14 protein-coding genes are annotated in these 15,487 nt (G+C 63.7%); 4 read left to right on the top strand and 10 right to left on the bottom strand.

All coding sequences use genetic code 11. The features are described from left to right. Window positions 1–139 precede the first annotated feature (139 nt). The 9 genes from R9B85_RS14420 to bioB all read right to left on the bottom strand — a co-directional run bounded on the left by R9B85_RS14420 (window position 140) and on the right by bioB (window position 10,704). On the bottom strand, window positions 140–1,918 hold the full coding sequence (locus R9B85_RS14420) for an acyl-CoA dehydrogenase C-terminal domain-containing protein (protein ID WP_423770315.1): 1,779 nt from the start codon (window positions 1,916–1,918) through the stop codon (window positions 140–142). Between the two features lie 123 nt (window positions 1,919–2,041). Beyond that, window positions 2,042–3,325, bottom strand: coding sequence for a GGDEF domain-containing protein (locus R9B85_RS14415; protein WP_112251495.1), 1,284 nt, complete (start codon window positions 3,323–3,325; stop codon window positions 2,042–2,044). Between the two features lie 299 nt (window positions 3,326–3,624). Further along, window positions 3,625–5,430 (bottom strand): phenylacyl-CoA dehydrogenase, encoded by a 1,806-nt coding sequence (locus R9B85_RS14410; RefSeq protein WP_025337435.1) that lies wholly within the window; start codon window positions 5,428–5,430, stop codon window positions 3,625–3,627. A 288-nt stretch (window positions 5,431–5,718) separates the two neighbouring features. Beyond that, window positions 5,719–6,015: a pyrroloquinoline quinone biosynthesis protein PqqE gene (locus tag R9B85_RS14405; protein WP_112251493.1), complete on the bottom strand. Its 297-nt coding sequence runs from the start codon at window positions 6,013–6,015 to the stop codon at window positions 5,719–5,721. A 230-nt stretch (window positions 6,016–6,245) separates the two neighbouring features. After that, window positions 6,246–6,926: a dethiobiotin synthase gene (bioD, locus tag R9B85_RS14400; protein ID WP_133970033.1), complete on the bottom strand. Its 681-nt coding sequence runs from the start codon at window positions 6,924–6,926 to the stop codon at window positions 6,246–6,248. Window positions 6,927–6,936: 10 nt separating this feature from the next. Next, window positions 6,937–7,755, bottom strand: a complete 819-nt coding sequence (gene bioC, locus R9B85_RS14395; protein WP_347931744.1) for a malonyl-ACP O-methyltransferase BioC — start codon at window positions 7,753–7,755, stop codon at window positions 6,937–6,939. Continuing rightward, window positions 7,748–8,479, bottom strand: a complete 732-nt coding sequence (locus R9B85_RS14390; protein WP_252378493.1) for an alpha/beta fold hydrolase — start codon at window positions 8,477–8,479, stop codon at window positions 7,748–7,750. The genes bioC and R9B85_RS14390 overlap by 8 nt, the downstream gene beginning before the upstream one ends. Further along, entirely contained in the window at window positions 8,472–9,644 is a 1,173-nt protein-coding gene (gene bioF / locus R9B85_RS14385) for an 8-amino-7-oxononanoate synthase (protein WP_423770314.1), read from the bottom strand. Before bioF ends, R9B85_RS14390 begins: the two co-directional genes overlap by 8 nt. 1 nt (window position 9,645) lies before the next feature. Then, window positions 9,646–10,704, bottom strand: a complete 1,059-nt coding sequence (bioB, locus tag R9B85_RS14380; protein ID WP_013970556.1) for a biotin synthase BioB — start codon at window positions 10,702–10,704, stop codon at window positions 9,646–9,648. 89 nt (window positions 10,705–10,793) lie between these two features. On the opposite strand from bioB, the gene R9B85_RS14375 reads away from it, so the two are divergent. The 4 genes from R9B85_RS14375 to rarD all read left to right on the top strand — a co-directional run bounded on the left by R9B85_RS14375 (window position 10,794) and on the right by rarD (window position 14,552). Then, the gene (locus R9B85_RS14375) at window positions 10,794–11,525 is read left to right on the top strand and encodes a ComF family protein (protein WP_112251483.1); all 732 of its coding nucleotides are present in this window, start codon (window positions 10,794–10,796) and stop codon (window positions 11,523–11,525) included. 172 nt (window positions 11,526–11,697) lie between these two features. Then, complete coding sequence (locus R9B85_RS14370; RefSeq protein WP_112251481.1) at window positions 11,698–12,462, top strand: TOBE domain-containing protein; 765 nt, start codon at window positions 11,698–11,700, stop codon at window positions 12,460–12,462. Between the two features lie 163 nt (window positions 12,463–12,625). Next, window positions 12,626–13,600 (top strand): serine/threonine protein kinase, encoded by a 975-nt coding sequence (locus R9B85_RS14365; protein WP_313852362.1) that lies wholly within the window; start codon window positions 12,626–12,628, stop codon window positions 13,598–13,600. 64 nt (window positions 13,601–13,664) lie between these two features. Continuing rightward, window positions 13,665–14,552 carry an EamA family transporter RarD gene (rarD, locus tag R9B85_RS14360; RefSeq protein WP_252378489.1) on the top strand — a complete coding sequence of 296 codons (888 nt, stop codon included), beginning with the start codon at window positions 13,665–13,667 and terminating at the stop codon, window positions 14,550–14,552. Window positions 14,553–14,798: 246 nt separating this feature from the next. Here the strand turns inward: rarD and R9B85_RS14355 are convergent, their stop codons facing one another. Further along, window positions 14,799–15,317: a glycine cleavage system protein R gene (locus R9B85_RS14355; RefSeq protein WP_112251475.1), complete on the bottom strand. Its 519-nt coding sequence runs from the start codon at window positions 15,315–15,317 to the stop codon at window positions 14,799–14,801. Between the last annotated feature and the right edge of the window lie 170 nt (window positions 15,318–15,487).

Raw genomic sequence — 15,487 nt, 5'->3', positions numbered from 1 at the left:
CTGGATTGGAGCCGCTTTGCGGCCCATCGCGACACAAGGCCGCTCCTACACAGGGACCGCAACACCCTAAGGGCCTGCGCTGTACCTGTAGGAGCGGCCTTGTGTCGCGATGGGCTGCAAAGCAGCCCCCAAAAACCCCTCAGAACTGCTCGGCATCCAGCAAGTACAGCGACTCACTCCCCGCCTTCACCGAAGCCACCAGCGAATCCACCCTCGGCAGCAACCGCGCAAAGAAGAACCGCGCCGTGCCCAGCTTGCCCGAGTAGAACGCCTCGTCCCCTTCACCCGCCCTGGCCGCCTGCGCCATCAACGCCCACATGTAGGCATAGGCGACATAACCAAAGGCATGCAGGTACTCGACCGAAGCCGCGCCAATTTCGTTCGGGTTGCCCTTGGCCTGCTCCAGCACCCACTCGGTCAGCCCGTCGAGTTGATCGAGATAAGCACCCAACGGCTTGGCAAATTCATCCAGCTCGCTGCCCGCGCTGGCGATGAACTGGCGAATCTCGTCGGAGAACAGTCGGTAGTACGCCCCACCACTGGCCACCACCTTGCGCCCCATCAGGTCGAGGGCCTGGATACCGTTGGTGCCTTCATAAATCTGCGTAATACGCACATCGCGCACCAGTTGCTCCTGCCCCCATTCGCGAATGTAGCCATGCCCGCCGAACACCTGCTGGCCGTGCACCGTGCACTCCAGGCCCAGGTCGGTGAGGAAGGCCTTGGCCACCGGTGTCAGCAGTGCCACCAGCTCTTCGCTGCGCTTGCGCACGGCGGCGTCTTCGCTGTACTTGGCACTGTCCAGTTGCATGGCCACGTAGCTGGAGAAGGCACGGCCACCCTCGATCAGCGACTTCATGGTCAGCAGCATGCGGCGAACATCAGGGTGAACGATGATCGGGTCAGCGGCCTTGTCCTTGGCTTGTGGCCCGGTCGGGGCGCGGCTCTGCAGGCGGTCGCGGGCGTACTCCACGGCATTCTGGTAGGAGCGCTCGGCCGAGGCCAGGCCCTGGATACCAACGCCCAGGCGCTCGTAGTTCATCATGGTGAACATGGCCGCCAGGCCTTTGTTCGGTTCACCGACGATGTAACCGACCGCCTCGTCGAAGTTCATCACACAGGTGGCCGAAGCCTGGATGCCCATCTTGTGCTCGATCGAGCCACAGGTGGCCGCGTTGCGGGCGCCCAGGCTGCCGTCTTCATTTACCAGGAACTTCGGCACCAGGAACAGCGAAATGCCTTTCGGCCCTGCCGGTGCGTCCGGCAGCTTGGCCAGCACCAGGTGGATGATGTTCTCCGTCAGGTCGTGCTCGCCACCAGTGATGAAGATCTTGGTGCCGCTGACCTTGTAGCTGCCGTCGGCCTGGGGCTCGGCCTTGGTGCGGATGATGCCCAGGTCGGTACCGGCGTGCGGCTCGGTCAGGCACATGGAACCGGCCCACACGCCGGCGTACATGTTCGGCAGGTACTTTTCCTTCAGCGCTTCACTGGCGTGGGCATTGATCGACAGGCAGGCGCCGGCAGTCAGCATCGGGTACAGGCCAAAGGACAGGCTGGAGGCATTGACCATTTCCTCGACCTGGGCCGAGATGACCTTGGGCATGCCCATGCCGCCGAACAGCGGGTCACCGCCCACGCCCACCCACCCGCCTTCGGCGTAGGTGTTGTAGGCCTCGATGAAACCGGCCGGCGTGCGCACCGCGCCGTTGTCCCAGTGGCAGCCCTCTTCATCGGCAGCGCGGCTGAGCGGCGCGATGGACCGGGCAGTGACCTTGCCGGCTTCTTCCAGCACCGCCATGGCCGTGTCGGTGTCGACAACATCGGCCAGCCCGGGCAGTTGCGCCCATTGCTCGGTCACGTTGAAGACTTCATTCAGTACGAAGCGCATGTCGCGCAGGGGCGCTTTATATTCAGCCATGACAACCTCTCGCTAGTCGGGTCGGGGCGGTCTCGGGGAACCGCGACACTGGGTTGCAGGCAGTGTAACCGAACAACTTTTACGAGACATAGGGTCATCACTAGACCGCATAGTCTATTTCGGTCACGCCGTGCGCACTGCCCCTCGCTGCGATTGTTGCCCATGCACCATGACACAATTGCGCCCCGCGCCCTTGGCGCTGTACAGCGCCTGGTCGGCAGATTTCAACACTGCCTCGGGGTTGCGATGATCGGCCTGGCGCTCGGCCACGCCGATGCTGATGGTGACCGACACCGAGCCGCCACTGCTGCCCGCCCGTCGCTGGCGCCCGGCGGTATCGTCCTGCGGGCGGTTGTGCTGGTCGCGCAGGTGCATCACGTAGTTGGCGATCACTTCGCGCACGGCTTCCACATGCGGCACGCATTCCTCGGCGGTCTTGCCGGCAAACACCAGGGCGAACTCCTCGCCGCCATAGCGGTAGGCGCGGCCACCCCCGGTGACCTTGGACAGGCGGCTGGCAACCAGGCGCAGCACCTGGTCGCCGACATCGTGGCCGTGGGTGTCGTTGAATTTCTTGAAGTGGTCGACATCGGTCATGGCGATCACATAGTTGCGCCCCAGGCGCTGCATGCGCTCGTTCAGCGCACGGCGCCCCGGCAGCCCGGTCAGTTCGTCGCGGAAGGCCATCTGGTAGGCCTCGTGCGCCACCGCTGCGGCGATCATCAGCATTACCTGGCTGCACATGATATTCAGGGTAAACGGCAAGATGAAGGTTTGCGGCAGCATCCAGAAGATACCCAGCAGGCCCATCACCTGCGCAGCATGCAGCGGCCGTGGCGCACGCAGGTATTGCACCACCAGCAGGATGAACACGCCGAGGAACAGCGGGTAGACCATCTGGATAAGACTCATCCACTGGCCATGCAAGGTTGGCCAGCGGATTTCTGCCAACCAGGTCAGCAGTGCTTCCGGGTAGCTTTGCTCCAGGGCCACTGCCACGCTGCCCACGGCGAACAGCACCGCGCCACGGGCGAGCAGGTCCTGCAGCAGGTGGGTACGCTCCTGCCAGGCACCATACAGCCCGAACAGGGCGGGCAGCAGCAGGCACACGAGGTGGAAGATCACCGCCGCGTCCTCGCGCACGCGGCCATGGTCACGGTAGAAGTCGGTCTGGGTGTCGAGCAGGTAGTAGGCGATGTACACCGTGAGCATCAGGAACAGCTCGCGCTGGCGACGGTACACCGCACAGTAGGCACCGCCCAGCAGCAGGACCAAGGTGGGCAGGACATTGAACAGCGATGTGAAAAAGACACTGAGGTCTCTCACATAGGCCGCGGCGAGGCCTGCCAGCAAAAGAATCAGCGACGGCAGGAAGTGGCTCGCGCGAACAGCGTTAAGACGAAACAAGGGTAATCTCCGACCCGGCAGATCAATAATGGCATTGTGCCCTTACTTCATCGGCAGTGCACATGAACAGTTGAATATGCGGATGGAATGAACAGCAAATTCCGGCGTGCACTCGATCATTGTGGGAGCGGGTTTACCCGCGAACACCGGCAAAGCCGGTGCCATATACCGCGTCGCATTCTTCGCGGGTAAACCCGCTCCCACAAGGATCGTGTAAAACACAGGGATCGCGTGCAGCCCCAAAATGCAAAAACCCGCCTGCCGGTGAAGGCAGGCGGGTTTGCTTTACAGCGGCAGGATCAGTACGACAGGCCGAAGTGTTCTTCGTCCATCGCCATCAGGTTGTTGGCACCCGAGAGCATGGTCGCCACATGAGTACGGGTACGCGGCAGGATGCGCTGGAAGTAGAAGCGCGCGGTCTGCAGCTTGGCGGTGTAGAACGCTTCTTCGCTGGTGCCGGCAGCCAGTTTTTCGGCCGCCAGGCGGGCGATGTCGGCCCAGAAGTAGGCCAGGCAGGCGTAGCCGGAATACATCAGGTAATCGACCGAGGCCGCACCCACTTCCTCGCGGTCCTTCATGGCGGCCATACCCACTTTCATGGTCAGCTCGCCCCATTCCTTGTTCAGCGCCGCCAGCGGTTCGACGAACTCCTTGACCGCTTCGTTGCCTTCCTGCGCCTGGCAGAACTTGTGCACGATCTTGGTGAAGCCCTTCAGCGCTTCGCCCTGGGTCATCAGCACCTTGCGACCGAGCAGGTCCAGGGCCTGAATACCAGTGGTGCCTTCGTACAGCATGGAAATACGGCTGTCGCGTACGTTCTGCTCCATGCCCCACTCGGCGATGAAGCCGTGGCCGCCGTAGATCTGCACGCCATGATTGGCGGCTTCGAAGCCGACTTCGGTCATGAACGCCTTGGCGATCGGGGTCAGGAACGCCAGCAGGGCATCGGCCTTCTTGCGTTCTTCTTCATCCTGGCTGTACTTGACGATGTCCACCTGCTTGGCAGTGAAGTACACCATCGCGCGGTTGCCTTCGGCGAAGGCCTTCATGGTCAGCAGCATGCGACGCACGTCCGGGTGGACGATGATCGGGTCAGCAGCCTTGTCCGGTGCCTTCGGGCCAGTCAGCGAACGCATCTGCAGGCGCTCACGGGCGTACTTCAGGCCACCCTGGAACGCCACCTCGGCGTGGGCCAGGCCTTGCAGCGCGGTACCCAGGCGAGCGGTGTTCATGAAGGTGAACATGCAGTTCAGGCCTTTGTTGGCTGGGCCGATCAGGTAGCCGGTAGCGCCGTCGAAGTTCATCACGCAGGTGGCGTTGCCGTGGATACCCATCTTGTGTTCGATCGAGCCGCAGCTCACGCCGTTGCGCTCGCCTACACCGCCTTCGGCGTTGGGCAGGAACTTCGGCACGATGAACAGCGAGATGCCCTTGGTGCCAGCCGGTGCGTCCGGCAGGCGGGCCAGGACGATATGGACGATGTTGTCGGCCATGTCGTGCTCACCGGCCGAAATGAAGATCTTGGTGCCCGACACCTTGTAGCTGCCGTCGGCCTGTGGCTCGGCCTTGGTGCGCAGCATGCCCAGGTCGGTACCGCAGTGCGGCTCGGTCAGGCACATGGTGCCGGTCCACTCGCCGGATACCAGCTTGGTCAGGTAGGTGTGCTGCTGCTCGGCAGTACCGTGCGCGGAGATGGTGTTCATCGCGCCGTGCGACAGGCCCGGGTACATGCCCCAGGACCAGTTCGAACCGCCGACCATCTCGCTCAGTGCCAGGCCCAGCGACTCCGGAAGGCCTTGGCCGCCGTGCTCGACGTCATGCGCCAGGCTGGGCCAGCCGCCTTCGACGAACTGCTGGTAGGCCTCTTTGAAGCCGGTCGGGGTTTTCACGCCCGATTCGCTCCAGGTGCAGCCTTCCTGATCACCCACACGGTTCAGCGGCGACAGCACCTGCTCACAGAACTTCGCGCCTTCTTCGAGGATCGCGTCGACCATGTCGGGCGTGGCGTCCTGGCAACCCGGCAGGCTCTGATAGTGCGCCTCATAACCGAGCAGCTCGTCGCGAACGAAGCGGATATCACGCAAGGGGGCTTTGTAATCAGGCATTGCGATGAACCTCTAGGTGAGTTCTGTGGGGTGACACGCGCTTGGCGGCCGTCAATCAAACAGTTGTTTGAAACTTACGTTTAGCTCCGCCTTATGTCAAGGATGGACTATGGTGTCATTTACGCCACGAAAAATGGCAAAGCCGCCAAAGCATGGCGTGATACCTGTGGGAGCGGGTTTACCCGCGAAGAGGCCGGCCCGGAAAACAAAGTTGTCCGGGCTGACGCATTCGCGGGTAAACCCGCTCCCACAGGTTGAGGGCGCTGGTATTGGGGAAGACGCCAAAGATCAGGCGTAGGTATCGATGAACCGGCCGAGCATTTCGTCGGATGCCTTGGCGACCTTTGCGCCAAGCTCGACCTCAAGTTTGCCCACGGCCAGCTGCACGGTGCTGGTGGCCAGGTCCATCTGCTGGCTGCGGTCGACCGCGCGCAGGCGTTCGGCCTGATAATCGCTGGACTGGCTGGTGGCGCTACGTTCGGCGGTGGTGCTGGCGATCTGGCTGGCAGCCTGATCGACGCGGTTCTGGCCGGTCTGGATTGCGCTCAGGCCCGCGTAATAGGCGGAGCTACCGGTGATTTCCATGTCAGGACTCCATTGACGCTGGATGACGAACAGGCCCAATTAAAGCAGGCCAGGGGCGAAAAGGCCCGTTTAAATCCCTAATGGCCCGGTGCCAGTTGATAGGCCTTGGGTATTCCTGCACTGGCCTCTTCGCGGGTAAACCCGCTCCCACAGGTACTGCACAAGTCTCCAAAACTGTGGAGATCCTGTGGGAGCGGGTTTACCCGCGAAAAGGCCAAGCCTGGAAACGGCTAATCCAGCAGATCCAGCTGCAAATGTTCAGCCACCATGTCGGCACTGGCCTGCTTCAATTTGGGCACCCGCCCCAGGCATGGCGCCGGCAAGCGCTCGGCCAGGCTGGCCAGGTTCTCTTCCAGCCGCGAAGTACGCGGCTCTATGATGTTCGCCACCCACCCCGCCAATTGCAGGCCGTCACGGGCAATCGCCTCGGCGCTGAGCAAGGCGTGGCTGATGCACCCCAGCCGCACTCCCACCACCAGGATCACCGGCAGCTTGAGGGCAATGGCCAGATCGGACAAGTTGTCTTGCCCCGACAACGGCACGCGCCAGCCACCAGCCCCTTCGATCAGGGTAAAGTCGGCATTCTGTTGCAGCACATTGCGCATCGCCGCCAACAGCTCCGACACGGCAAGCGTTACCCCCGCCTCGCGCGCTGCCACATGGGGTGCGATAGCCGGTTCGAAGGCAAACGGGTTGACCTGCTCGTAGGGCAGCTTGATCGTGCTCTCATCGATCAACGCCTGAGCGTCGCTGTTGCGCAAGCCTTTCGATGTCATCGTGCAACCGGAGGCCACCGGCTTGGCCCCCAGCGTACTCATGCCCTGCAACCGTGCCGCATGCAACAGCCCGGCAGCGATGGTGGTCTTGCCAACATCGGTATCGGTACCGGCAATGAAATAGGCCTGGTTCATCTCGCCTCCCTTACGCCTGTGGCTTGCGCAACAAACCATAGACCACCTGATAGGTGGCGGGCAGCCCCTCGGGCTGGCGAAACGCCTCATAAGCCTGCAGCAAGCCCTGCATGCGCGCCCGGCCGGTAAGCCCGGAAGGTCGGCCGGGGTTCAGGTTGTGGGCGCCGAGGGCCTTGAGCTCATGGGTCAAGCTGCGTACATCCGGGTAGTGCAGCACGTGTGGGCAGCGCTGCAGCCCAAGCTGTTCGAAGCCGCTGGCGGCGCACAGGCGCTGATAATCCTCGAAACGGCGGAAGCGGTTCACATGCACCAGGCCATCCACCGCCTGCCAACTGGCGCGCAGTTCATCGAGGGTGCCCACACACAGGCTGCTGAAGGCCAAAACGCCGCCCGGGCGCAGCACTCGCAGCGCTTCTGCCAGCACGCTGGCGAACTGATCGCACCACTGCACGGCCAGGCTGGTGAACACCAGGTCGACGCTGGCATCGCGCAGCGGCAAACGCTCGGCGTCACCGGCCACGTGATAGAGAGCCCCGCCCTGTTCGTTGCGGGCATGGCACAACATACCCTCGGCGATATCCACCGCCACGCCGCTGGCCTGGGGGAAACGCTCGGCCAGCGCCCGGCTGAAATGACCGGTGCCGCTGCCCAGATCCAGCCAGCGTGACGGCTGCAGGCCTTCTGGCAACTGCTCCAGCAAGCTCGAACCCACCGCACGCTGCAAGGCTGCCACGCTGTCGTAGCTGGCGGCGGCGCGGGAGAACGAGGCCGCTACCTGGCGCTTGTCGGGCAGCGCGCCGGGCAGGGTCGGACGGGAAAGGTCAGTCATCGCCACTCTCATGCAGGAAACTCTTGATGCCCGCCGCCAGTTCCTGCGGGTACTCCAGCAGGAACGCGTGGGAACTGTCTTCAACCAGGCCCACTTCCACATCGGGCAGCAGCTCACTCAGCGCTTTTGCCGCGTCTGCCGGCACCAGCGCATCGCTGCCGGCGAACAGGTGCAGCTGCGGGCCACCGTAGGCCTGCAGTGCTTCGCGGGTATCCAGCTTGGCCAGCACCTCAAGGCCGGTGGCCAGATACAGCGGGTCGGTGTCCGGCACGCCGACACCCAGCTGGCGCAGCAGGGTACGCGACTGCTGGGCACCGTCGCTGCACAAGGTACGGAAGCGCTTCAGGGTGACCTGGGTATGGCTGCGGCAGCCGTCGAGGAAGGTGCCGAAAGTGTCTTCGGCCATGCCGTGGGGCCAGTCGGGGCGAGCCACGAAACTGGGGTTGCTGGCCAAGGTCAGCAGGCCACAGCAATGGTCGCCGCGCTTGTGCGCCAGCGCGCTGGCCAGCATGCCGCCTAACGACCAGCCACCCAGCCAGACATCGCTCGGCAGCTTGCGGTCGAGGTGGTCGACCCAGGCCTGCACATCGCTGTCGGCCAGCTCCGGCAAGGGCATCAGCTCCACCTGCAGGCGGGCGTCCTGGGCGCGCAGGCTGGCGGCCAGCGGCTCCAGGGAAGCAGTGCCCAGGCCCCAGCCAGGCAACAGAACAAGTCGATTACGCATCGGCGCTCTCCAATTGTGGATAACACTCGGCCAATGCATTCAACAATAGCTGCACCTGCGCCTCGCTGTGTGCGGCGCTCAAAGTCACCCGCAGGCGTGCGCTGCCCGCCGGCACAGTGGGCGGGCGGATGGCCGTCACCAGCAAGCCGCGCTCGCGCAGCATGCGTGACAGGCGCAGGGCCTGCGCGCTGTCGCCGATGACGATGGGCTGGATCGGGGTCGGGCTGTCCATCAATTCCAGGCCGATCTGCTGCGCGCCTTCACGGAACTGGCGGACCAGCGCGGCCAGATGCTCGCGGCGCCAGGTCTCGCGGCGCAGCAACTCCAGGCTCTTGAGGGTGGCGCAGGCCAGCGCCGGTGGCTGGCTGGTGGTGTAGATGTACGGGCGGGCGAACTGCACCAGCGCCTCGATCAACTCTTCGCTGCCGGCCACAAAGGCACCAGCGGTACCACAGGCCTTGCCCAGCGTACCGATCAACACCGGCACATCTTCAACGCCCAGGCCGAAGTGTTCGACGATACCGCCGCCCTGGGTGCCGAGGGTGCCCAGGCCATGGGCATCGTCAACCATCAGCCAGGCACCGCGCGCGCGGGCGACATCGGCCAGCGCCGGCAGGTCGGCCAGGTCGCCGTCCATGCTGAACACGCCGTCGGTCACCACAAGGGTATTGCCGACGGCCTTGTCCAGGCGGCTGGCCAGGCTGGCCGGGTCGTTGTGCAGGTAGCGGTTGAAACGGGCGCCGCTGAGCAGCCCGCCATCCAGCAGGGAGGCATGATTCAAACGGTCTTGCAGCACTGTGTCACCCTGCCCCACCAGCGCGGTGATGGCGCCCAGGTTGGCCATGTAGCCGGTGGAGAACAGCAGCGCACGCGGGCGCCCGGTGAGCTCGGCCAAGGCCTCTTCCACCTGGTGGTGCGGCGTACTGTGGCCGATCACCAGGTGCGAGGCACCGCCGCCGACACCCCAGCGCTCGGCGCCGGCCTGCCAGGCGGCAATCACCTCAGGATGGTTGGCCAGGCCCAGATAGTCATTGCTGCAGAAAGCCAGCAAGCGCTGGCCATCGACAACCACTTCCGGCCCCTGCGGGCTCTGCAGCAGCGGCCGCTGCCGATACAGGTCTGCGGCGCGCCGTTCGGCCAGGCGCGCCGCCAGGTCGAAGGCCATCTCAGGCCGTCGCGGCGTTGTAGAACATCTCGCTGCTGCGCTGTTCGACCAGCGCCTGCTCGATGGCCGCCTGGTGCACTTCGTCGGCGTGTTCTTCACGCGCTTCGGGCTTGATGCCCAGGCGTGCGAACAGTTGCATGTCCTTGTCGGCCTGCGGGTTGGCGGTGGTCAGCAGTTTTTCGCCGTAGAAGATCGAGTTGGCGCCAGCCATGAAGGCCAGGGCCTGCATCTGTTCGTTCATCTGCTCGCGGCCAGCGGACAGGCGCACGTGCGACTTGGGCATGAGGATACGAGCCACGGCCAGCATGCGGATGAAGTCGAACGGGTCGACGTCCTCTTCCTCGGCCAGCGGCGTGCCGGCCACCTTGACCAGCATGTTGATCGGTACCGATTCCGGGTGCTCGGGCAGGTTGGCCAGCTGGATCAGCAGGCCGGCGCGGTCGTCCAGCGACTCACCCATGCCGAGGATACCGCCGGAGCAGATCTTCATCCCGGCATCGCGCACATAAGCCAAGGTCTGCAGGCGCTCGCTGTAGGTGCGGGTGGTGATGATGCTGCCGTAGAACTCCGGCGAGGTGTCGAGGTTGTGGTTGTAGTAGTCCAGGCCGGCCTGGGCCAGGGCCTTGGTCTGCTCCTGGTCGAGCTTGCCGAGGGTCATGCAGGTTTCCAGGCCCATGGCCTTCACGCCTTTGACCATCTCCAGCACGTAGGGCATGTCTTTGGCCGATGGGTGCTTCCACGCCGCACCCATGCAGAAGCGGGTAGAACCAATGGCTTTGGCGCGGGCTGCTTCTTCCAGCACCTTTTGCACTTCCATCAGCTTCTGTTTTTCCAGCCCGGTGTTGTAGTGGCCGGACTGTGGACAATATTTGCAATCTTCCGGGCAGGCGCCGGTCTTGATCGACAGCAGGGTCGAAACCTGTACGCGGTTCGGGTCGAAATGCGCGCGATGCACGGTCTGCGCCTGGAACAACAGGTCATTGAACGGTTGCTGGAACAGCGCCTTGACCTCGGCCAGGGACCAGTCGTGACGTGTTGTTGCAGTTGTGCTGGCGCTCATTGGCGTTTCCTTGTTTAGGCTCAAGCAGGCGCCGGGACAGGAAAGCCCTCCAGCGCATCACGGATAGCTCGCATAGTCATGGAAGGCCTATGAACTGTCAACCACACTGGAAAACACTGGTTTACAAGTGCTCACTTATTAATCAATCGTGCTTGCTGTGCGATGAACCCGCCGAGCAGGCCTACCCGCTGTGCGTCGCCTGCGAGCAGGAACTGCCCTGGCTGGGCGATCAGTGTCTGCGCTGCGCCCTGCCATTGCCGATGGCCGGCCTGGTTTGCGCCCCGTGTCGCCGCCACGCACCGGCCTTCGAGCAGGTGCTTGCACTGTGGCATTTCGGCTTTCCGGTGGACACGCTGATCAGCCGTTTCAAGCACAACCGCCAATGGCCTTTGGGGCGCCTGATGGCCGAATTGCTCGGACATGGGCTGCTTTACCGCTTTGCAGAGGGGCTACCCCGCCCCGATCTGTTGTTGCCTGTACCCTTGGCTAAACGTCGACTACGCGAGCGTGGGTTCAACCAGGCGGCGATGCTCGGGCGCTGGCTGTCGTCGCACCTGGGGGTACATTGCGACGAGCGGTTGCTGCTGCGCACACGGGAGACACCTGCGCAGCAACAACTGGACGCGAAGGCCAGGCGACGCAATTTGCGCCAGGCGTTTGCGGTCACGGGCGAGCTGACAGGCAAGCACGTCGCCATTGTCGATGACGTGTTGACCACCGGTGCTACCGCACAGGCGGTTGCCGAAGTGCTGCGCCAGGCCGGTGCGCGACGGGTGGATGTGTATTGCCTGGCGCGTACGCCCAAGCCGGGGTACGTATGAGCAAGTGCGGATCGCCCGGTGTCGGAGCGGCCTTGTGTCGCGATCGGGCTGCGCAGCAGCCCCAGCGATATTTGCCAAGGCATGAATCTTGGGGCCGCTTCGCGCCCCTTTCGCGACACAAGGCCGCTCCTACACACTATCCACCCTCAGGCCCCCACAAGACCAAATACCCATGCCCCTGCCCCCCCACCTCACCCAGCACATCGCCCGCCGCCCCCAGCGCATCGCGCTGCTGCAGCACATTGCCGAACAAGGATCGATCACCCGCGCCGCCAAGGCTGCGGGCATCAGCTACAAGGCCGCCTGGGACGCCATCGACGAACTCAACAACCTGGCCAGCCAGCCCCTGGTGGAGCGCAGTACCGGGGGGCGTGGTGGCGGTGGTGCCCGCCTGTCGCCGGAAGGCCAGCGGGTGCTGCGCCTGTATCAGAGGCTGCAGGCCCTTCAGGCGCAAATTCTCGAAGCGGCCGAGGAGTCCAGCGACCTCGACTTGCTCGGCCGGCTTATGTTGCGTACCAGCGCACGCAACCAGTTGCAGGGCCAAGTCAGCGGCCTGCGCCGTGAGGGCCGGCATGATCGCGTCAGCCTGGCGTTGGGCGGTGGGCTGCAGATCGAGGCGTTGATCACCCACGACAGCACTGCGCGGCTTGAGCTGACGCTGGGGACGATGGTGGTGGCGCTGCTCAAGGCGGGGTGGGTGCGGTTGTTGGCCGACGAGGAAGAGGCCGAAGCGGGTAGCAATTGCCTGCTGGCGACGGTGGAAGAAGTGCTGGCAGAGGCTGATGGGCCTGGAGAGGTCAGGTTGGCGCTGGGTAATGGGCAGACGTTGTGTGCGTTTGCCGAGGCGGATTGGTTGGCTGGGCAGCGGGTGGCAGAAGGCAGTTCGGTGCGGGTTCAGTTTCATCCCTCCTATGTATTGCTCGGGGTTCCTGCATAGCCTGGCCGCGCTTTGCGCGGTTCGCGGGTAAACCCGCTCCCACAGGTGCATCGTTTCCCTGGCGGCTGCGCCGTACCTGTGGGAGCGGGTTCACCCGCGAAGAGGCCGGTACAGGCATTAACGCGCTACCATGGCCCCCACGCCGCCTACCCCCGGAGCCACCATGTCCCACCCCTTCGACACCCTCACCCCCGACCTGGTCCTGGACGCAGTGGAAAGCATTGGCTTTCTCAGCGATGCCCGGGTGATGGCACTGAACAGCTACGAGAACCGCGTCTACCAAGTGGGCATCGAAGATGCACAACCGCTGATTGCCAAGTTCTACCGCCCAGGCCGCTGGAGCGACGCGGCCATCCTCGAAGAGCACAGCTTCACCGCCGAACTGGCCGACTGCGAAGTGCCGGTGGTCGCCCCGCTGCACCACGACGGTCGCACCTTGTTCGAGCACCAGGGCTTCCGTTTCACCCTGTTCCCCCGCCGCGGCGGCCACGCGCCAGAGCCGGGCAACCTCGACCAGCTCTACCGCCTCGGCCAGTTGCTCGGCCGCCTGCATGCCGTGGGCGCCAGCAAACCGTTCGAGCACCGCGAGGCGCTGGCTGTGGACAACTTCGGCCACGCCTCGCTCAATACCCTGCTGCAAGGTGACTTCGTACCCCGCGAACTGCTGCCGGCTTTCGAATCGGTAGCCCGCGACCTGCTAAAGCGAGTGGAGGACATCTACGCCCGCTCGCCGCACCAGCTCATTCGCCTGCATGGCGACCTGCACCCCGGCAACCTGATGCACCGCGACGAGGTGTACCACGTGGTCGACCTCGACGACTGCCGCATGGGCCCGGCGGTGCAGGACCTGTGGATGATGCTGGCCGGCAGCCGCGAGGAGCGCCTGGGGCAGCTGGCCGAACTGATCGACGGCTACAACGAGTTCCACGACTTCGACCCGCGCGAGCTGGCCCTGATCGAACCCCTGCGCGCCCTGCGCCAGTTGCACTACAGCGCCTGGCTGGCGCGGCGCTGGGACGACCCGGCATTCCCGCCCAGCTTCCCCTGGTTTGGCCAGCCACGCTACTGGGGAGACCAGATCCTCGCCCTGCGCGAGCAAATGGCAGCACTGGATGAAGCGCCGCTGAAATTGTTCTAGAAGCGCGCCCGCCTCTGTCTACAATAGGCGTCGCTTTATTTAGCTACCTAAGCAAGGATTCTGCATGCATGCCGCAAACCCGCGTCGCGGGTATTTACTAGGCCTCAGCGCCTACATCATCTGGGGCTTGTTCCCCCTGTACTTCAAGGCAATCCAGAGCGTCCCGGCGGTGGAGATCATTGTCCACCGGGTGCTGTGGTCGGCTTTGTTCGGCTCGTTGCTGCTACTGGTGTGGAAACACCCCGGCTGGTGGCGTGAACTGCGGGAAAACCCGCGCCGGCTGGGCATCCTGGCCCTGAGCGGGGCACTGATCGCCGGCAACTGGCTGACCTACGTATGGTCGGTGAACAACGGGCGCATGCTCGAGGCCAGCCTGGGTTACTACATCAACCCGCTGATCAATGTGCTGCTGGGCATGCTGATTCTCGGCGAGCGCCTGCGCCGTATGCAGTGGCTTGCGGTAGCCATGGCCACCGTGGGTGTTGCCCAGCAGGTGTGGCAGGTAGGCAGCCTGCCGTGGGTGTCGCTGGTACTGGCGCTGAGCTTCGGCTTCTATGGGCTGATTCGCAAACAGGCACCGGTAGCGGCACTGCCGGGCCTGGTGGTGGAAACCTGGATGCTGGTACCGCTGGCCCTTGGCTGGCTGTTGCTGCACCCGGCGGCAACAAGTGCCCAGGGCGCGTTCTACACCAGCAGCGAAGCTTTGTGGCTGATGGCTGCGGGGCCGGTGACCCTGGTGCCGCTGGTGTGCTTCAACGCTGCCGCGCGGCACTTGCCGTACACCACGCTGGGCTTCCTGCAGTACCTGGCGCCGACGCTGGTGTTGCTGCAGGCGGTGCTGCTTTTCGATGAGCACTTGTCGTCAAGCACTTTGGTGGCGTTCATGTTCATCTGGGCGGGTTTGGCGATTTATAGCGTCGATGCGTGGGTCAGTTTGCGCAAGCGTAGCTGATCAAAAAATGATCATAACCCTGCAGGCCTTGTGCTTCGTGGCCTGCAGAGACATCTCCAAAGGTTATCCACACCCTCGTCCCCGTGCTTTGTGCACAAGCTGCTGATTATTGGCTGTTTTTTGAGCAAATCCTCGGAGGGCCTGATTTGCCTGGCCTGGAGAGGTGAGCCCCCAGGTTATCCACAAGGCCTTCCCCGTGATATCGGGATAACCGAGGGCCGCAAAGCGGCCCCCGGCGATTCCGGATCACTCCTCCGGCCGCAGTTTCAACTCGACCATCAGATCGTCCGCCAAGCTTTCCAGCTTCTGCTGCAAATCCTCCAGCGACAGGGTCAACGGCAATGCCAGCAAGGCATCGGCATGGAATAGCGGCTCGCTGCTCATGGGCGCCGGCCGCACCTCCGTGGTAAACCGCTCAAGGTTCACCCCCAGGTCCGCCAGCAAGCGGGTGATGTCACGCACGATCCCCGGCCGGTCATTCCCTACCAGCTCCATGGCAATCGGCTTCCAAGTACAAGACGGCTCGATTCCGCTCTCGGCGATCAGCACACGAATGTCATATCGGGCCAACCCCTGCAGCGAAGCCACCAGCTCGTCGTAGTTTTCCGCCGGCACCGCCACCCGCAGGATGCCGGCAAACTGCCCGGCCATACGCGACATGCGGCTTTCCAGCCAGTTGCCACTGTGGTCAGCGATGCACTGGGCAATGCGCTCGACCTGGCCGGCCTTGTCAGGGGCAATTACAGTCAGTACAAGATGATCCACAAGCCCTTCCTCGTGTCGGACCGCGCCGTGCGGCAGAAAATCGGGGGATCGACTCAGTATAGGCAAGGCGCGGCAACCTGCCGCAGGGCAATCTGCACAACGAATCGTGTACTGTTTCAAGATTTATCTGGAACAATCCACCTGTTTTTTGCGAACATACCCACTCCCAG

Source organism: Pseudomonas sp. NLJ1 (assembly GCF_049486705.1).
In the GTDB taxonomy this organism is placed as follows: domain Bacteria; phylum Pseudomonadota; class Gammaproteobacteria; order Pseudomonadales; family Pseudomonadaceae; genus Aquipseudomonas; species Aquipseudomonas inefficax.
This window is presented reverse-complemented; position numbering and strand designations above follow the sequence as displayed.